Below are 14388 nucleotides of genomic sequence, written 5' to 3'. Positions count from 1 at the left end.
CACACAAGGCCGGTAGCATCGCGCTCCCGGCCTTTTTTCTTGGCCGCTTCCGGTCGAATGGCTGGTGGCGTGCCGAGCCTCTGGATGACCCTGCCCGAGTTCCACCTCAGTCCCGCCTGGACCACCGGCCTGTCGCTCGCCTGGAGCGCCTACATCGCCGTGCTGTCGGTGTGGATCGTGATGCAGAAGCGCGCACCGGTCTCCACCATGAGCTGGATCCTGTCGTTGGCGCTGCTGCCCTACCTGGGCTTCTTCGTCTATTACTTCCTGGGGCCGCAGCGGCTGGCCAAGCAGCGGCTCAAGCGCTTGCGCAGCCGGGTGATGGCGCAGGCGCCGGCCGACATGGCGTTGCTGCGGGAGGCGGCAGAGGACGCGCCGCCCGCGCTGCACCAGCTGGCCACGTTGGGCCTGGCCGCCTGCGGCTTGCCAGTGTCCAGCGCCCGCTCGGTGCAATTGCTCTCGGGCGGCGCGGCGACGTTCGACGCCATCTTCGAAACCATCCGCGGCGCCCAGGACCACGTCCACCTCGAGTACTACATCTTCGAGCCCGATCGCATCGGCACCGCGCTGCGCGACCTGTTGATCGAGCGGGCTCGCGCCGGCGTGCAGGTGCGCCTGCTGATCGATGCGCTGGGCGCCAAGCGGGTGGGGCGGCGCTTCCTGGCGCCGCTGCGCGAGGCAGGTGGGCAGGTCGTGTTCTTCCACGACACGCGCATCGGCCGCCGCCTGCGGCCGGTGACCAACTACCGCACCCACCGCAAGATCGTGGTCTGCGATGGGGTCGTGGGCTTCACCGGCGGCGTGAACATCACGGACGAGGAAGACCGCCGCACCCGCCCCGACGCCTACCACGACGTCCACCTGCGCATCGAGGGCAGCGCCGTGCGCTGGCTGCAGACCACCTTCCTGGAGGACTGGGTCTATGCCACCGGCGAGCCCTTGCACGGCATCGGCAGCCTGATGGCGCGGCTCATGCCGCCCGTGGAGGCCGGCCCGGTGGCGGTGCAGATCGTCACCAGCGGCCCCGACACGCCGCTGGAGGCCATCCACCGCATGCATGTGGAGGCCATCCACGCCGCCACCGAGCGGGCCTGGCTCACGACGCCGTATTTCGTGCCGAGCGAGCCGGCGCTGATGGCGCTGACCAACGCGGCCCTGCGCGGCGTGGACGTGCGGGTGCTGGTGCCGCGGCGCAGCGACTCGCTGGTGGTGAGCGCGGCCGCCCGCTCCTACTACGACGAGCTCCTGGCCGCCGGCGTGAAGGTGTGGGAATACAAGGCCCGCATGCTGCATTCCAAGACGCTGGTGGTGGACGACCACTGCGCCATGATCGGCACGGCCAATTTCGACAACCGCAGCTTCCTGCTCAACTTCGAGGTGATGGCGGTGGTCTATGGCCCCGCGCTCGCGGGGCCGCTGACCGCGCAGTTCGAGACCGACCTGCAGAGTGCCTCGCCCGTGCGCACGCACCGCCACCGCAGCTTCTGGCTGCGGCTGGGCGAGGCCGTCGCGCGGCTCTTCTCGCCCTTGCTGTGAACCCGTTGGCCGACAATGGCCGGCTGCTTTCCGACCCCGACCCATGGCCGACGCTTCCCACACCTTCCTCTGGCACGACTACGAAACCTTCGGCGCCAACCCGCGCCGCGACCGGCCCTCGCAATTCGCGGCCGTGCGCACCGATGCCGAGCTCAACGAGGTGGGCGAGCCGATCATGCTGTACTGCCAGCCGGCGCCCGACTTCCTTCCCAGCCCCACGGCCTGCCTGCTGACCGGCATCACGCCGCAGCGCTGCCTGGCCGAGGGCGTGCCCGAGCATGAATTCGCCGCCCGTATCGAGGCGGCCTTTTCCCAGCCACGCACCATCGGCGTGGGCTACAACACCATCCGCTTCGACGATGAGGTCACGCGCTTCATGTTCTGGCGCAACCTGATCGACCCGTATGCCCGCGAGTGGCAGAACGAATGCGGCCGCTGGGACCTGCTGGACGTGGTGCGCCTCACCTACGCCCTGCGCCCCGAGGGCATCGAATGGCCCAAGCATCCCGACGGCAAGCCCAGCTTCAAGCTGGAGGACCTGGCCCGCGCCAACGGGCTGGTGCATGAGACGGCCCACGACGCCCTGTCGGACGTGCGCGCCACCATCGCCATGGCCCGCCTCATCCGCCAGGAGCGGCCGCGCCTCTTCGACTTCGCGCTCGCGCTGCGACGCAAGGAGCGCGTGGCGCAGGAACTGGGCCTGCCGGCCTCGCCGCAGACGGCGCGGCCCTTCGTGCACGTGTCGGGCATGTTCGGCACCGAGCGCGGCTGCCTGGCCCTGATGTGGCCGTTGGCCAGCCATCCCACCAACCGCAATGAGTTGTTGGCCTGGGACCTGTCGCACGACCCGGCCGAGCTGGCCGACCTGGACCTGGAGACGATGCGGCTGCGCCTGTTCACCCGCAGCGCTGATCTTCCCGAGGGCGTGGCGCGGCTGCCCATCAAGTCGATCCACCTCAACAAGTCGCCCATGGTCGTGGGCAATCCCAAGATGGTGGAGATGGCCGCCGGCCGGTGGGGCATCGACCTCGCGCAGGCCGAGCGCCATGCCCTGACCGCCGCCGGCCTGCCCGATCTGAGCGAGCGCTGGCGCGAGCTCTTCGATCGGCCTCGCGGCCCGGCGCTGGACGTGGACGAAGACCTCTATGGCGGCTTCATCGGCCCGGCCGACCGCCGGCGGCTGAACCAGCTGCGCGCGCTGTCGCCGCAGGAGCTGGCGCTCGCGCGCTCGGGCTTCGACGATGCGCGTCTGGCCGAACTGGTGCTGCGCTACCGCGCGCGCAACTTCCCGGCCACGCTGAGCCAGGAGGAGGCCGCCCACTGGGAGGCGCTGCGCACCGCGCGCCTGGTGGAGGGCGAGGACGGCTGGTTGAACGTGGACCGCTATTTCGCGGAGATCGACACGCTCGCCGAGAACGCCGACGAGCGTGCAGAGGCGCTGCTGGGCGAGCTCTACGACTACGCCGAGGCGGTTGTGCCCCAAGGATGAAACGCCCTGGGGAAGCTGGCTGACACAGCGCGCCCCCGTTCCTGTCTAACTTGCGTCCGGCCATGCTGGAAACAAAGTTTTGACAATCAATGGTTCACATTCCGGGCGGGAGCCCTCGCCGGCGCACAGCTTGGCCACCCGCGGCCGGGCCAGTGTGGCGACCCAAAAGGCGCGCCGCCTGGACGATGACGTGGTGCGTCATCAGCGCAAGCCGGCCCGCGTGCTGGCCTGTGCTGCCGCTTTCGCCTGGCTCGTGTCGCTCTGGGTCTCCTGGCCCCTGCTGTCCGCCTTTGCGCTGCCCCTGTTCTGCTGGACCTTCGTGCAGGCGGTGGGGCTGGCCCTGTGCATGGGCGCGCGCCACGCCGCGGGACATGACAGTGGCGTGGGCCTGATGACCGTGGCGATGGCCGCCGGCTGCCGCTTCCAGCTCGACGTCCTGGGCGGCGGCGAACTCTGGGTGCTTCCGTTGTGCCTGATGCTGTCGCTGGTGCTGGGCCTGGTGCAGGTCCGCCTGCGCAGCTATGTGCTGTGCAGCCTGACGGTCTGGCTGGTGCTGCTGCCGGGTGCGGCCTTCGCTCCGTGGCCCGCGGGCCAGGCCCTGCGTGGCGTATTGGTGGTGGGCGGCTTCACGCTGGCGCTGCTGCTCCACCGGGGCGTGGCGCTGGCGCGGCGCCGGCGCGTGGCGGCCGCCGCCTCGCTGGCCGTCCTGGCCTACCAGGACGCCCTGACCGGCGTGGCCAATCGCCGCGGATTCCTGGAGGTGGCCATGGAGAAGCTACGGGCGTCCGGGCCGCAGGGCCTCATCGCGCTCGACGTGGACGACTTCAAGCGCATCAACGACCGCCATGGCCACGAGGTGGGCGACCGCCTGCTGCATGCCGTGGGCCGGCTGCTGCAACGGCTGCCCGGCGAAGCGCTTGCGGGCCGCACGGGCGGCGAGGAGTTCTGCGTGCTGGTGCCCGCGGCCTCGCCAGCGGCGCTGCTGGCCTTTGCCGGCGGTGTGCTGGAGGCGGCGCGGCGCGTGTCGGCCCAGGGGGTGGGCCTCACGCTGAGCGCCGGCGCGGCGCTCGTGCAGCCCGGCGAGGCCCTCGAGCAGGCCATGCGCCGTGCCGACACGGCCCTGGGCGATGCCAAGCGGACGGGCAAGAACCGCGTGGTCCTGGCGCCCGAGGCGGCGGGGTGATGCCGCTGCGCATGCTGCTGTACCGGCGGGCGCGCCGCCTCTGGCGTTGGCTGGTGCCTTCGGTTCCCGCCGCGCAGGCCCAGGCGCTGCGGCGCGCGCTGCGCCAGGAGGTGCGGTCGCTCGCCCTGGCCTGCGAGGCGACGGGTGTGCTGATCTGGCTGATGACGCTGATGGTCTCCGGGCCGGGTGGTGGCGCGCATCTGTCCGCCGAGCTCCTCTGCACCGCCGCGGCGGGCCTGGGCATGCTGCTGTCGCTGCGGCCCCGGCCGCCCTGGCTGCTGAGCCTGGGCGGGCTGATGGTCACGGTGTCGTTGGCCATCGCCTTCCGGCTGAACCTGGAAGGCAGTGCGGCCCAGGCCTTCTGGACGCTGCCGCTGCTGATGCTCTTCGGCATGTGCCTGGCCCTGTGCCACGTGCGGCTGCGCGACTTCCTGGCCGGCATCGGGGCGGTGGGCCTGGTCTTTGTCGATGGCGCACTGATGCGCAGCGTCGCGCCGGCCCAGCGGCCGGTGCTGGCCTTCTTCGCGGCGGGCGCACTGACGCTGTGCCTGCTGGCCCACCTGGCGCTGTCGCGCGAGCGGCGCAGCGGCCATGTGCTGCAACTGCGGCTGGCGGCGCTGGCCTATGAGGACGTGCTCACCGGCCTGCCCAACCGGCGCGCCTTCCTCGAGCGGACCCAGGCGGCGCTGGCCGCCATGCCGGCCGGCGTGTTCAACGTTGTGCTGCTGGACGTGGACGACTTCAAGCGCATCAACGAGCGCCTGGGCCACGAGGGTGGCGACCGCGCATTGCGCGCGGTGGCGCAGGCGCTGCGTGGCGCCAGCGCGCCGCACCTGTGCGCCCGCCTGGGCGGCGAAGAGTTCTGCATCTGGATCGAGGACGCCTCGGCATCGCCGGCCGACGTGGCGGCAGCCTGCGTGTCGGCGGTGCATCACCTGCGCGTGGACGGGCTGCGCCTGTCGGTGAGCGCCGGCGTGGCCACCGTCGAGCCGGATGTGCCCCTGCACCGCGCCTTGGCCCTGGCCGACGAGGCGCTCTACCAGGCCAAGGCGCGGGGCAAGGACACACTGGCGGTGGCGCCGCCTTCCGGCCGGATGCCGTTGATCCCTGCCGCGCCCGAACGGCGGACCTGGCGGCCCTGGCGCGCGCTGCGGCGCCCCTGAACGGCGCCGCAGCCGCCGGGGTGGGCCAGCGCTGCCGGTGCAGCCTACCGCCGGTGCCGGTCCTGCCGACGCCGCGCCGGCGCCAGTCAACGGTGGCCTCAGCGCACCGGGGCGGCCCACCCGTCGATGAACCGGTCGACCGCCTGCGTATAGCCGCCCGGCGTTCCGAGCTGCGCATTGATCTCGCCGTGCGACAGCGGCTGGGGCAGCATGGTGGCCTGGCCACCTGCCGCGCGCACCAGGGTGGCGAACCGGGCGCTCTGGCCGCACGAATCGTCGCGACGCTCGCTGGCGCACACCAGCAGCATCGGAAGGCTGCCAACGGCGAGACGTGCCGTGGGCGACACGGCGCGCCACAGGGCCGGGTCGGCGCCGAAGGCCCGGTCGTAGAAGCGCAGGTGCCGGCGCTGCATCAGTCCTTCGGTGTCCAGGGCCGCACTGTCGAGCACCACCGTGCCGCGCCAGCGGCGGGCGCCCTGCGCGGTCGCGAGTGATGGGTCGGCGCTCAGCAGCGCCACGAGGTGGGCACCGGCCGAGTGGCCCATGAGCACCAGCCGGTCCGCGTCCGCATGCCAGTCCGGCGCCAGCCGCTGCACTTCGGCCAGCGCACGGGCCACGTCCTGGGCCTGTGCGCGCACGTCCACCTGCGGTACCAGCCGGTAGCCCACCGAGACGAAGACGAAGCCGCGCTCGCGCACCCAGTGGGCCACCTTGGCGTCCACCACGTTCGGGGCGTCGGGCCGGCCGAACATCCAGGCACCGCCATGCACCATCACCAGGATCGGGGCACCGTGCGGCTGCGCGGGCAGGTAGACGTCCAGCCGCTGGGCGGGATCGGGGCCGTAGGCCAGTTGCCGATCGGGGACGGCATGGGCCAGGGCGGCGGTCAGCAGCAGGGCGATGGCGGGCAGCCAGTGTCGGATCGGGGTCATGGCAGGGCTCCAGGCGGGCCGAAGAGGACGCGCAGCCGCTGCTTCAGGCCGCGGGCCCGGCGCAGGTCCTGCGCCAGCCGCGCCCATTCGTGGAAGGCTATGCGCAGCGGATTGTGGGTGTGCAGCGGCGTGGTCAGGCCGTAGCGGGGCGGCAGGTCTGCGCGCAGGTCGACGAAGGTGCCGAACAGCCGGTCGAAGACGATCAGCACGCCGCCGTAGTTGCAGTCCAGGTATTCCGGGTTGGAGGCGTGGTGCACCTTGTGGTGGGTGGGCGTGTTCAGCACCCATTCCAGCGGCCCGAGGCGCGGCAGCCAGGGCGCATGCAGCCAGAACTGGTAGAGCAGGTTGGCGGCCAGCGTCGCCATCACCGCCGTGGGCGAGAAGCCCAGCCACACCAGCGGTGTGAAGAACAGCGTCGTGCCGGTGAGCTTGCCCGTCCAACCCAGGCGCAGCGCCGCGGCCAGCGTCAGCTCGTTGGGCGAGTGGTGCACCGCATGCGTGGCCCAGAACCAGCGCACGCGATGGGCGGCGCGGTGATAGGCGTAGTAGCACAGCTCCTGGCCCAGGAAGAGCAGGACGAAGGCCGCGGGGGTGGAGAGCGGCAGCGTGGTCAGCCGGTGCGTCCAGGCCAGCGCCAGCAGCGGCGCGGCGATGGACAGGCCCAGCGTGTCCACCGCACGGCGGCCCGCCGTGTCGGCCAGCGACGCGGCATAGGCCCGCCAGTCGTAGGGCTGGCGGCGCACGAAGGTCTGCACCAGCCCTTCGGCCGTGGCCGCGACGAGCACCAGGCCCAGCAGGGCCAGCAGCCAGGGCAGCGCCTCCGGTCCCAGGGCGTGGCGAAGGAGGTCGGCCTGCATGGTGCGTGCGACGGCTTCAGGGGGCGCCCGCGCCGCGCTTGCCGCGCTGGCTGGCCAGGTAGGCCTCGATCTGCGCGAGGGTGATGCTGCCGGCATGCGCGCTGTCGATGGCGTCGAAGGCGCGGTAGACGCGCGGCATGCCGGCCTTGGCCTCGTCGCGGCTCAGGCGTCCGTCGGCATTGGTGTCGGCGGCGGCGAAGCGCGGCGCCAACTGGCTGCGCAGGGCGTCCCCGCGTGAGGCGTCGGGCGGGGCGGTCTGGGCGTGTGCGGCGCCCACGACCAGGCAGGCCAGGAGGGCGGCTGCGAGCCGGCGAAGGGGAGGTCGCATGGCGGTCACGGCCGCTCGCGGCAGAGGGCAAGGCAGGGGGGTGGTCACAGCGAGCTCCTTTGGATAAGTGCAGGCCGCCACTGTCGGGCCGGGTTGTCACGCACTCGTCACGGCGCCGCCCCCGCTCATGACCAGCCGTGACGGGCGCCCCGGCCTGTCATCGTTTGTCATGATTTCGGAGGGCCGGAGGGACGGCGGCGCTGTCTACGATGCCGCCATGTCCCTGTTGCCGCGCCCGCCGCTTCCTGCCCTGCCGCCGTCCCGCGTCGCCGCGCGCCCTGCGCCGGTCGCCGTCCCATGACCGAGCCGCTTGCCCGCATCCTGGTGGCCGACGACGAGGCCGACCTGCGTGCGCTGCTGCAGCGCTACCTGGGTGACCAGGGCTACGCCGTGCGCACCGTCGAAGGCGCGGCCGCCCTGGACCGCCTGCTCGCGCGCGAGCGCTTCGACGTGCTGGTGCTCGACGTCATGATGCCGGGCGAGGACGGCCTGTCCGTCTGCCGCCGGCTGCGTGCGCAGGGCGAGACCATCCCCATCCTGATGCTCACGGCGCGCGGCGATCCGGTCGACCGCATCGTCGGCCTGGAGATGGGCGCCGACGACTACCTGCCCAAGCCCTTCAACCCGCGCGAACTGCTGGCCCGCATCCAGGCGATGGTGCGGCGCCAGCGCATGCTGGGCGCGCACACCGGCCCTGCCCCGGACGAGGGCGAGTTGCGCTTCGGCGCCGACTTCGTGCTCGACCTCGGCCGCCGCCGCCTCAGCCGCGCGGGCCAGGATCTGCCGATGACCACGGGCGAGTTCACGCTGCTGGCTGCCTTCTGCCGCCACCCGGGGCGCCCGCTCGGCCGCGACCGCCTCATCGAGCTGGCGCGCGGCCGCGAGCACGAGGCCACCGACCGCAGCATCGACGTGCAGGTGATGCGGCTGCGCAAGCTGATCGAGGCCGATCCGGCGCAGCCGCGCTTCATCCAGACCGTGTGGGGCGTGGGCTATGTCTTCGTGCCGGATGGGGAGACCCGATGAGCGCCCGCACCGCGGGCGACACCGAGGCAGGCGCGGTCGGTGCCCGGGCCGCCATCGCGCGCTGGCCGCGCAGCCTGCTCGGGCGCCATGCCTTGCTGATCGTGCTGCTGATCCTGATCGGCCAGATCGGCAGCGCGCTGCTTCTGCGCGAGATGGTGCTCAAGCCGCGGCTCGCCCAGGCGGCCGATGGCGTGGCCACCAACCTGCTGGCCGTGCGCGCCGGGCTGGCCAGCCTGCCGCCGGCCCAGCGCGCGGCATTCGTGACGGCCTTCAACCGCCGTCCGGTGGGCGGGGACGTGGCCAGCGACGCGGACGCGACCCCGCGGCTCACGGCCCTGGAACGGCGCTTCATCCGCCGGGTGTCGCAGCGCCTGGGCGAGGCCGGCATGCAGGCCCTGTGGCGCCGCGCAGGCGACGGTGGCCTGGCCCTGCGGGTGGCGCTGGACGGCGATGCCCACTGGCTGGTGCTGCCCGGCGTGCTGCCCGCGCGGGAGTTCACCGGGGCCTGGCTGGCCGTGAGCGCGGGCAGCGGCCTGCTGGCGCTGGCGGGTGCGCTGTGGCTGCAGCGCCGGCTCGATCGGCCGCTGTCCCGCCTGGTGCAGGCAGCGGGCAGCCTGGGCGCCGGCCGCAAGCCGCCGCCGCTGCCGGAGGACGGGCCCAGCGAGATCGCCACCGTCAGCCGCAGCTTCAACCGCATGGCCGACAGCCTGGCCCGCCAGGAGCGCGAGCGGGCGCTGATGCTGGCGGGCATCTCCCATGACCTGCGCACGCCCCTGACCAAGCTGCGCCTGGCCGTGGAGATCGTCGGCGACGCAGCCGACCCCGCCACCCGCGCCAGCATGGTCCGCAGCGTGGAGGAGATGGACGGCATCGTGGGCCAGTTCCTCGACTACGCGCGCGCCGCCGACGAGCCCGGCCTGCGCGAGCCGGTGGACCTGAATGCCCTGTGCGCCCGTGTGTGCGCCGACTTCGCCGACCACGGGCAGCCCGTGCAATGGCAGCCGGCCCGTTCCCTGCCGGCCGTCAGCGGCCGGCCGGCCGCCCTGCGGCGCATGCTGGTGAATCTGCTGGAGAACGCCCATCGGCACGGCGCACCGCCGGTGCTGCTGCGCACCTGCGCGCAAGGCGGCCGGGTGTGTCTGGAGGTGATCGACCATGGGCCGGGCATCGACCCCGCCCAGGCCGACTGGCTGTGCCAGCCCTTTCATCGTGCGGGCGATGCGCGCGCCGGCGGCTCGGGCGCCGGTCTGGGCCTGGCGATCGTGGAGCGCATCGCGGGCGAGCACGGCGGCGAGCTGGTGCTGCTGAAGGCAGAGCGCGGCGGGCTGTGCGCACGCGTGATGCTGCCGCGTGCCGAGCCCTGACGGCGGCCACCCCGGCGCCAGACACCGCGGCTCGCGACGGGGTGCCCGCCGATGCCGCGGCCCTGCCTCAGCGACGCGGCGGCGGGCCCACCACGCCCGCGCCGCGCACCTCGATGCGGATGCTGTCCAGCACCTGCCCGCGCGCATCGGCCAGCTCCAGCCGATGGCGGCCGGGCCAGGGCAGCCAGTCGGCCGCGGTGCCGCGCGCCAGCGTGCGGCCATCCAGCCGCCACTGCACATCGCCGGGCGCGCCGTCGGCGGCCAGGCGCACGCGCTGGTGGCGCGGCGGGATGTCCGGGTCCAGCGCGAGGATGGTGCCGTCCGCTGGCGCCGTGATGCGCGCGGTCCGGCCGGCGGTTTCGTCGCCCGCCCCGGCCCGGATGGCCGAGGGCGTGAACAGCGCCTGCTGGGTGCCGGCCAGGAACCATTCGCTGCGGGCGGCTTCGAGCGGCGTGCCGCGCTCGCTGCCGTCCGCGGCGGCATAGCGCACGGCCTGCTGCACCACGCCCGGCGGCGGCGCGGGCGCGCGGCTGGGCTCGCGCTGGTGCAGCTGGCGCATCAGCTCGGCCCACACGGGCGCCGCGCCGCTGGTGCCGCTCACGTCCCACATCGGCGAGCCGTCGGCATTGCCCACCCACACGCCCACGGTGTAGCGCTGCGACCAGCCGATGGCCCAGTTGTCGCGCATGTCCTTGCTGGTGCCGGTCTTCACCGCCGTCCAGAAGCGGGTGGCCAGCAGGCTGTCGGGCCCGAAGGTGCGCACGCGGGCATTCGGGTCCGACAGGATGTCGCCCACGATGAAGGCGGCGCCGGCATCGAGCACCGGCTTCGGCGGGTCGGCGGCGGCACCCGGCAGCAGGCGCGTGGGCGTGTAGCGCCCGCCGTTGGCCAGCATGCGGTAGGCATTGGTCAGGGCCAGCAGGTTGACCTCGGCGCTGCCCAGGGCGAGGCTGTAGCCGTAGTAGTCGCCGCTCTCGCGCAGGGCGAGGCCGGCAGCCTGCAGGCGGCGCGCGAAGGCGTCGGGCGAGACCATCACCAGCGTGCGCACCGCCGGCACGTTGAGCGAGGCGGCCAGTGCCGTGCGTGCGGAGACCAGGCCCTTGAAATGCCGGTCGTAGTTCTGCGGGATGTACAGGCCGCCCGGCGTGGCGATCTGCGCGGGGGAATCCTCCAGCAGCGAGGCGGCCGTGAGACGCCGCTCGGCGATCGCCTGCGCATAGAGCAGCGGCTTGAGCGTGGAGCCCGGCTGGCGCGGCGCCAGCACGGCATCCACTTCGGCCGCGCGGCTGTGCGCGCCCGAGGAGCCGACCCAGGCGAGCACGGCGCCGCTGGCGTTGTCCAGCACCACGGCGGCGCCGTCCTGCACGTTGCGGCCGCGCAGCTCGCGCATCTGGCGGTCCAGCGCTTCGACGGCGGCGCGCTGCAGCGGCGCGCGCAGCGTGGTGCGCAGGGTCGGCGCATCGCCGCTGCGCTGGCGCAGCGCCTGGCGGGCGAAGTGCGGCGCGATGCCTTCGCTGGCGTCGAAGGCACGGCGCTGCAGCGCGGCCTGGGTGAAGAAGGCGAGGGATTCGCAGTCCGGCGCCGGTGCGGGCTGCATGGCGCGCAGCACCTCGCAGGCGCGGCGCGCCACCTGTGCGGCCGAGGCATTGGGCGCGCGCACCAGCGCGGCGGCGATGGCGCCTTCGCGCGCATCCAGGCCGTGCGGCGCCTTGGCGAAGAGCGTGCGCGAGAGGGCGTCGATGCCCACCAGCTCGCCGCGGAAGGGCACGAGGTTGAGGTAGGCCTCCAGGATCTGGTCCTTGCGCCAGTCGCGCTCCAAGTGGGCGGCGCCGAAGACCTGCTCCACCTTCTGGCCCAGGCTGCGGCCGCTGGCGCCGCGGCGCAGGTCCTCGTCGAGCAGGCCGGCCAGCTGCATGGTCAGCGTCGAGGCCCCGCGGGTGCGCGTGTTCCAGAGGTTGCCCCAGGCGGCGGCGGAGACGGCACGCCAGTCGACGCCGCTGTGTTCGTAGAAGCGCTGGTCCTCGCTGTAGATCAGCGCATTGCGCAGCGCGGGGGAGATGTCGGCCAGACCGATCCACTGGCCGCGGCGCACGCTGGCATCGGTGCGCACCCGCTGCACCAGCGCGCCGCCCTGGTCCAGCACCTGCACGTCGGAGGGCTGGAAGTCGCGGCGGACGTCGTCGAAGCGGGGCAGGGCGAGGGCGACGGCGGGCAGCAGCGTCAGCACAAGCGCCAGCAGACCTGCGCGACGTCGGGCACTGCCCGGCTTCACCGGCTTCATGGCGCCAAGGTCCAGTTTTCGACCGCCAGGCCCGGATAGCCGATGAAGTCGGCCTCGTTGTTGGTCACCAGCGTCAGGCCCAGGCTGCGCGCATGGGCGGCGATCAGGCGGTCCAGCGCGTTGCGGCGGCGCTCCGGCACGGCGGCGCGCAGTTCGCCGTAGGACGCCGCCGCATGTTCCTCGAAAGGCAGCACAGGAATGCGTTCGGTCAGCAGGCCCAGCACCCGCTCGTCATGGGCGCGCAGGGCCGGCTGCATCTCGAGGCCGGCGCGCAGTTCGGCGAAGGTGATGGCGGACATCACGACGTCGCCCACCCGCTGGGTCCGCATGCGCCGCAGCACCTCCGCGGGCTGGCCCTTGATGAGGTAGATGCAGATGTTGGTGTCGAGCATGTAGTGCATGGGCCGCTCACCCCTTCCCGCCCCACGGCCGGTCCTGCTCGGGGGATTCTTCGCGACCCCCCGCCATGTAGCCGGGGCTGAACTGGGCCAGCACGTCGCCCAGGTCCGCCAGGGTGGCCTGCTGGACTGGGCGCAGCATCAGGGCATCGCCCACGCGCTCGATCTCCACTTCCTGCACGTCATCGGCAAAGGCGAGTTCGCGGGGGATTCGCACGGCGAGGGAATTACCGCTCTTGAAGATGCGCGTCTGCATGGCCCGTCTCCGGATGGTTCATGTATATACAGTATATACATGACACCGGGCCGCAAGACTTCAGCCGGGTGTCGTCTCCACCACCGCCGCGAAGCCCAGCACCCGCGCATCCTCGTAGCGCGGCGCCACCACCTGAAGGCCGACCGGCAGGTCGCGGACGGTGCCGGCAGGCACGGAGCACGCCGGCACGCCGCAGTAGTTGAAGAGCGGCGTGAAGGCCGCATGGCCGCGCGGGCCCGCGGGCTGGCCGCCGATGACGGGCGGGCCCAACTGCTCCAGCGGCCAGGCGGTGACCGGGGCGGTGGGGCACAGCAGCAGGTCGTAGTGCTCGAAGAAGCCCGCCAGCGCGTGCGCGATGCGTTCGCGCAGGCGCAGGGCGCGCGCGACATCGGCGGGCGCGATGCGGGCGCCGGTCTCGATCTGCCCGCCCAGCACCGGATCGATGCGGGACGGGTCGGCGGCCCACTGCTCGCCGTAGAGCGCATGCAGGCCGGCATGCTGGAGGGCGATCAGCGGGTACTCGCGCGCCTCGGGCGGCCAGGGTGGGGCGGCGTCGGCGATCTGCCAGCCGGCGGCGCGCAGGGCGTCGACGCGGGCTTGCAGCTGGGTCAGCACGTCCTCGTCGATGGCGAAGTCGCAGCCCAGGCGCGGGCTCCAGGCGATGCGCAGGTCGCGCGGCGGCGGTTCTGGCGTCGGCTGCGCGAGGCCGCTCGGGATCGGCACGCCCGCCGGATCGCCGGCGTCATAGGCCGCGAGCAGGTCGAAGGCCCAGGCGCAGTCGGCCACGCCACGCGCCAGCACGCCGATGACCGACAGGCCGTAGTTGGGCTCGGCAAAGCCCCACGGATGCGGGATGAGCCCGGGACTGGGCTTGAGCCCCACCAGCCCGCAGTGCGCGGCCGGCCGGCGCGTGGAGCCGCCGGCATCGGTGGCCAGCGCGAGCAGGCCCAGGCCGCTGGCCAGCGCCGAGACCGCGCCGCCCGACGAGCCGCCGGGCGTGAGCGACGGATCGAGCGGATGGTGCGTCGCGCCGTAGACCAGATTGCTGGTCACGCCCTTGCAGGCGAATTCGGAACAGTTGGTGATGCCCAGCACCACGCCGCCCAGCGCGCGCAGGCGGGCCACGGCCCAGGCATCGCGCGGGGCGACGAAGTCCTCAAACAGGCGCGAGCCCTGGGCGATGCGGTAGCCCTCGACCCAGAGGTTGTCCTTGACGGTGAAGGGCACGCCGGCCAGCGGCAACTGCTCGCCTGCGGCTAGGCGCCGCTCCACCGCTTCGGCCTCGGCGAGCACGCGGGCGGGGTCGAACTGGACGATGGCGTTCAGGCCGGGGTTGAGCGCCTCGACGCGGGCGATGAAATGGCGGGCGACGTCGGTGGCCGTCAGGTCGCGGCGTGCGACGCGGGTGGCCAGTTCGCGGGCGTCCATGTCGTGCAGCGGCGGGATCGACGCGGGTGCGCCGTCCTGCCCTTCGACGGGCTCAGGGCGAACGGAGGAGGCGGCGAGGCGGTTCACGTCCGTTGGACGAGCTTGTGCTTCGATGGAGCCTGAGGCAGGCGCGCCTTGCAGAGGGGC

Annotated in this window: 13 protein-coding genes; 6 read left to right on the top strand and 7 right to left on the bottom strand. The window is 73.1% G+C overall.

Going from position 1 to position 14388, the window contains the following annotated elements:
- The first annotated feature begins 84 nt into the window (after positions 1–84).
- From cls to L0984_RS05595, 4 genes are all read left to right on the top strand, one after another.
- On the top strand, positions 85–1536 hold the full coding sequence (cls, locus tag L0984_RS05610) for a cardiolipin synthase (protein WP_114803396.1): 1452 nt from the start codon (positions 85–87) through the stop codon (positions 1534–1536).
- Between the two features lie 43 nt (positions 1537–1579).
- Positions 1580–3025 (top strand): exodeoxyribonuclease I, encoded by a 1446-nt coding sequence (sbcB, locus tag L0984_RS05605; protein WP_234192725.1) that lies wholly within the window; start codon positions 1580–1582, stop codon positions 3023–3025.
- A gap of 154 nt (positions 3026–3179) precedes the next feature.
- On the top strand, positions 3180–4208 hold the full coding sequence (locus tag L0984_RS05600; protein WP_234192724.1) for a GGDEF domain-containing protein: 1029 nt from the start codon (positions 3180–3182) through the stop codon (positions 4206–4208).
- Entirely contained in the window at positions 4208–5371 is a 1164-nt protein-coding gene (locus L0984_RS05595) for a GGDEF domain-containing protein (RefSeq protein ID WP_234192723.1), read from the top strand. Before L0984_RS05600 ends, L0984_RS05595 begins: the two co-directional genes overlap by 1 nt.
- A gap of 98 nt (positions 5372–5469) precedes the next feature.
- On the opposite strand, the gene L0984_RS05590 is transcribed toward L0984_RS05595, so the two are convergent.
- From L0984_RS05590 to L0984_RS05580, 3 genes are read right to left on the bottom strand one after another with little or no spacing between them, the layout of a single operon-like run.
- The gene (locus tag L0984_RS05590) at positions 5470–6303 is read right to left on the bottom strand and encodes an alpha/beta hydrolase (protein WP_234192722.1); all 834 of its coding nucleotides are present in this window, start codon (positions 6301–6303) and stop codon (positions 5470–5472) included.
- A complete protein-coding gene (locus tag L0984_RS05585) occupies positions 6300–7160 on the bottom strand; it encodes a sterol desaturase family protein (protein ID WP_234192721.1) in 861 nt (286 codons plus the stop codon). Before L0984_RS05585 ends, L0984_RS05590 begins: the two co-directional genes overlap by 4 nt.
- A 16-nt stretch (positions 7161–7176) precedes the next feature.
- Positions 7177–7488 carry an EF-hand domain-containing protein gene (locus L0984_RS05580; protein WP_234192720.1) on the bottom strand — a complete coding sequence of 104 codons (312 nt, stop codon included), beginning with the start codon at positions 7486–7488 and terminating at the stop codon, positions 7177–7179.
- A 297-nt stretch (positions 7489–7785) separates the two neighbouring features.
- Here L0984_RS05580 and ompR point away from each other — a divergent pair, with 297 nt between their 5' ends.
- Both ompR and L0984_RS05570 read left to right on the top strand, forming a co-directional pair.
- Entirely contained in the window at positions 7786–8514 is a 729-nt protein-coding gene (gene ompR / locus L0984_RS05575; protein WP_234192719.1) for an osmolarity response regulator transcription factor OmpR, read from the top strand.
- Positions 8511–9878 (top strand): ATP-binding protein, encoded by a 1368-nt coding sequence (locus tag L0984_RS05570; protein WP_234192718.1) that lies wholly within the window; start codon positions 8511–8513, stop codon positions 9876–9878. The genes ompR and L0984_RS05570 overlap by 4 nt, the downstream gene beginning before the upstream one ends.
- A 67-nt stretch (positions 9879–9945) precedes the next feature.
- Here the strand turns inward: L0984_RS05570 and pbpC are convergent, their stop codons facing one another.
- From pbpC to L0984_RS05550, 4 genes are read right to left on the bottom strand one after another with little or no spacing between them, the layout of a single operon-like run.
- Positions 9946–12159, bottom strand: a complete 2214-nt coding sequence (gene pbpC / locus L0984_RS05565; RefSeq protein WP_234192717.1) for a penicillin-binding protein 1C — start codon at positions 12157–12159, stop codon at positions 9946–9948.
- Entirely contained in the window at positions 12156–12560 is a 405-nt protein-coding gene (locus tag L0984_RS05560) for a type II toxin-antitoxin system VapC family toxin (RefSeq protein ID WP_234192716.1), read from the bottom strand. The genes pbpC and L0984_RS05560 overlap by 4 nt, the downstream gene beginning before the upstream one ends.
- A 7-nt stretch (positions 12561–12567) precedes the next feature.
- Positions 12568–12813, bottom strand: a complete 246-nt coding sequence (gene vapB / locus L0984_RS05555; RefSeq protein WP_234192715.1) for a type II toxin-antitoxin system VapB family antitoxin — start codon at positions 12811–12813, stop codon at positions 12568–12570.
- Between the two features lie 60 nt (positions 12814–12873).
- Complete coding sequence (locus L0984_RS05550) at positions 12874–14328, bottom strand: amidase (protein WP_234192714.1); 1455 nt, start codon at positions 14326–14328, stop codon at positions 12874–12876.
- Positions 14329–14388: the final 60 nt, after the last annotated feature.

It is taken from the genome of Pseudacidovorax sp. NFM-22 (assembly GCF_021401245.1).
In the GTDB taxonomy this organism is placed as follows: Bacteria; Pseudomonadota; Gammaproteobacteria; order Burkholderiales; family Burkholderiaceae_C; genus Xenophilus.
Note: the sequence above shows the minus strand (reverse complement) of the source record. Positions and strands in the feature narration are given on the sequence as shown.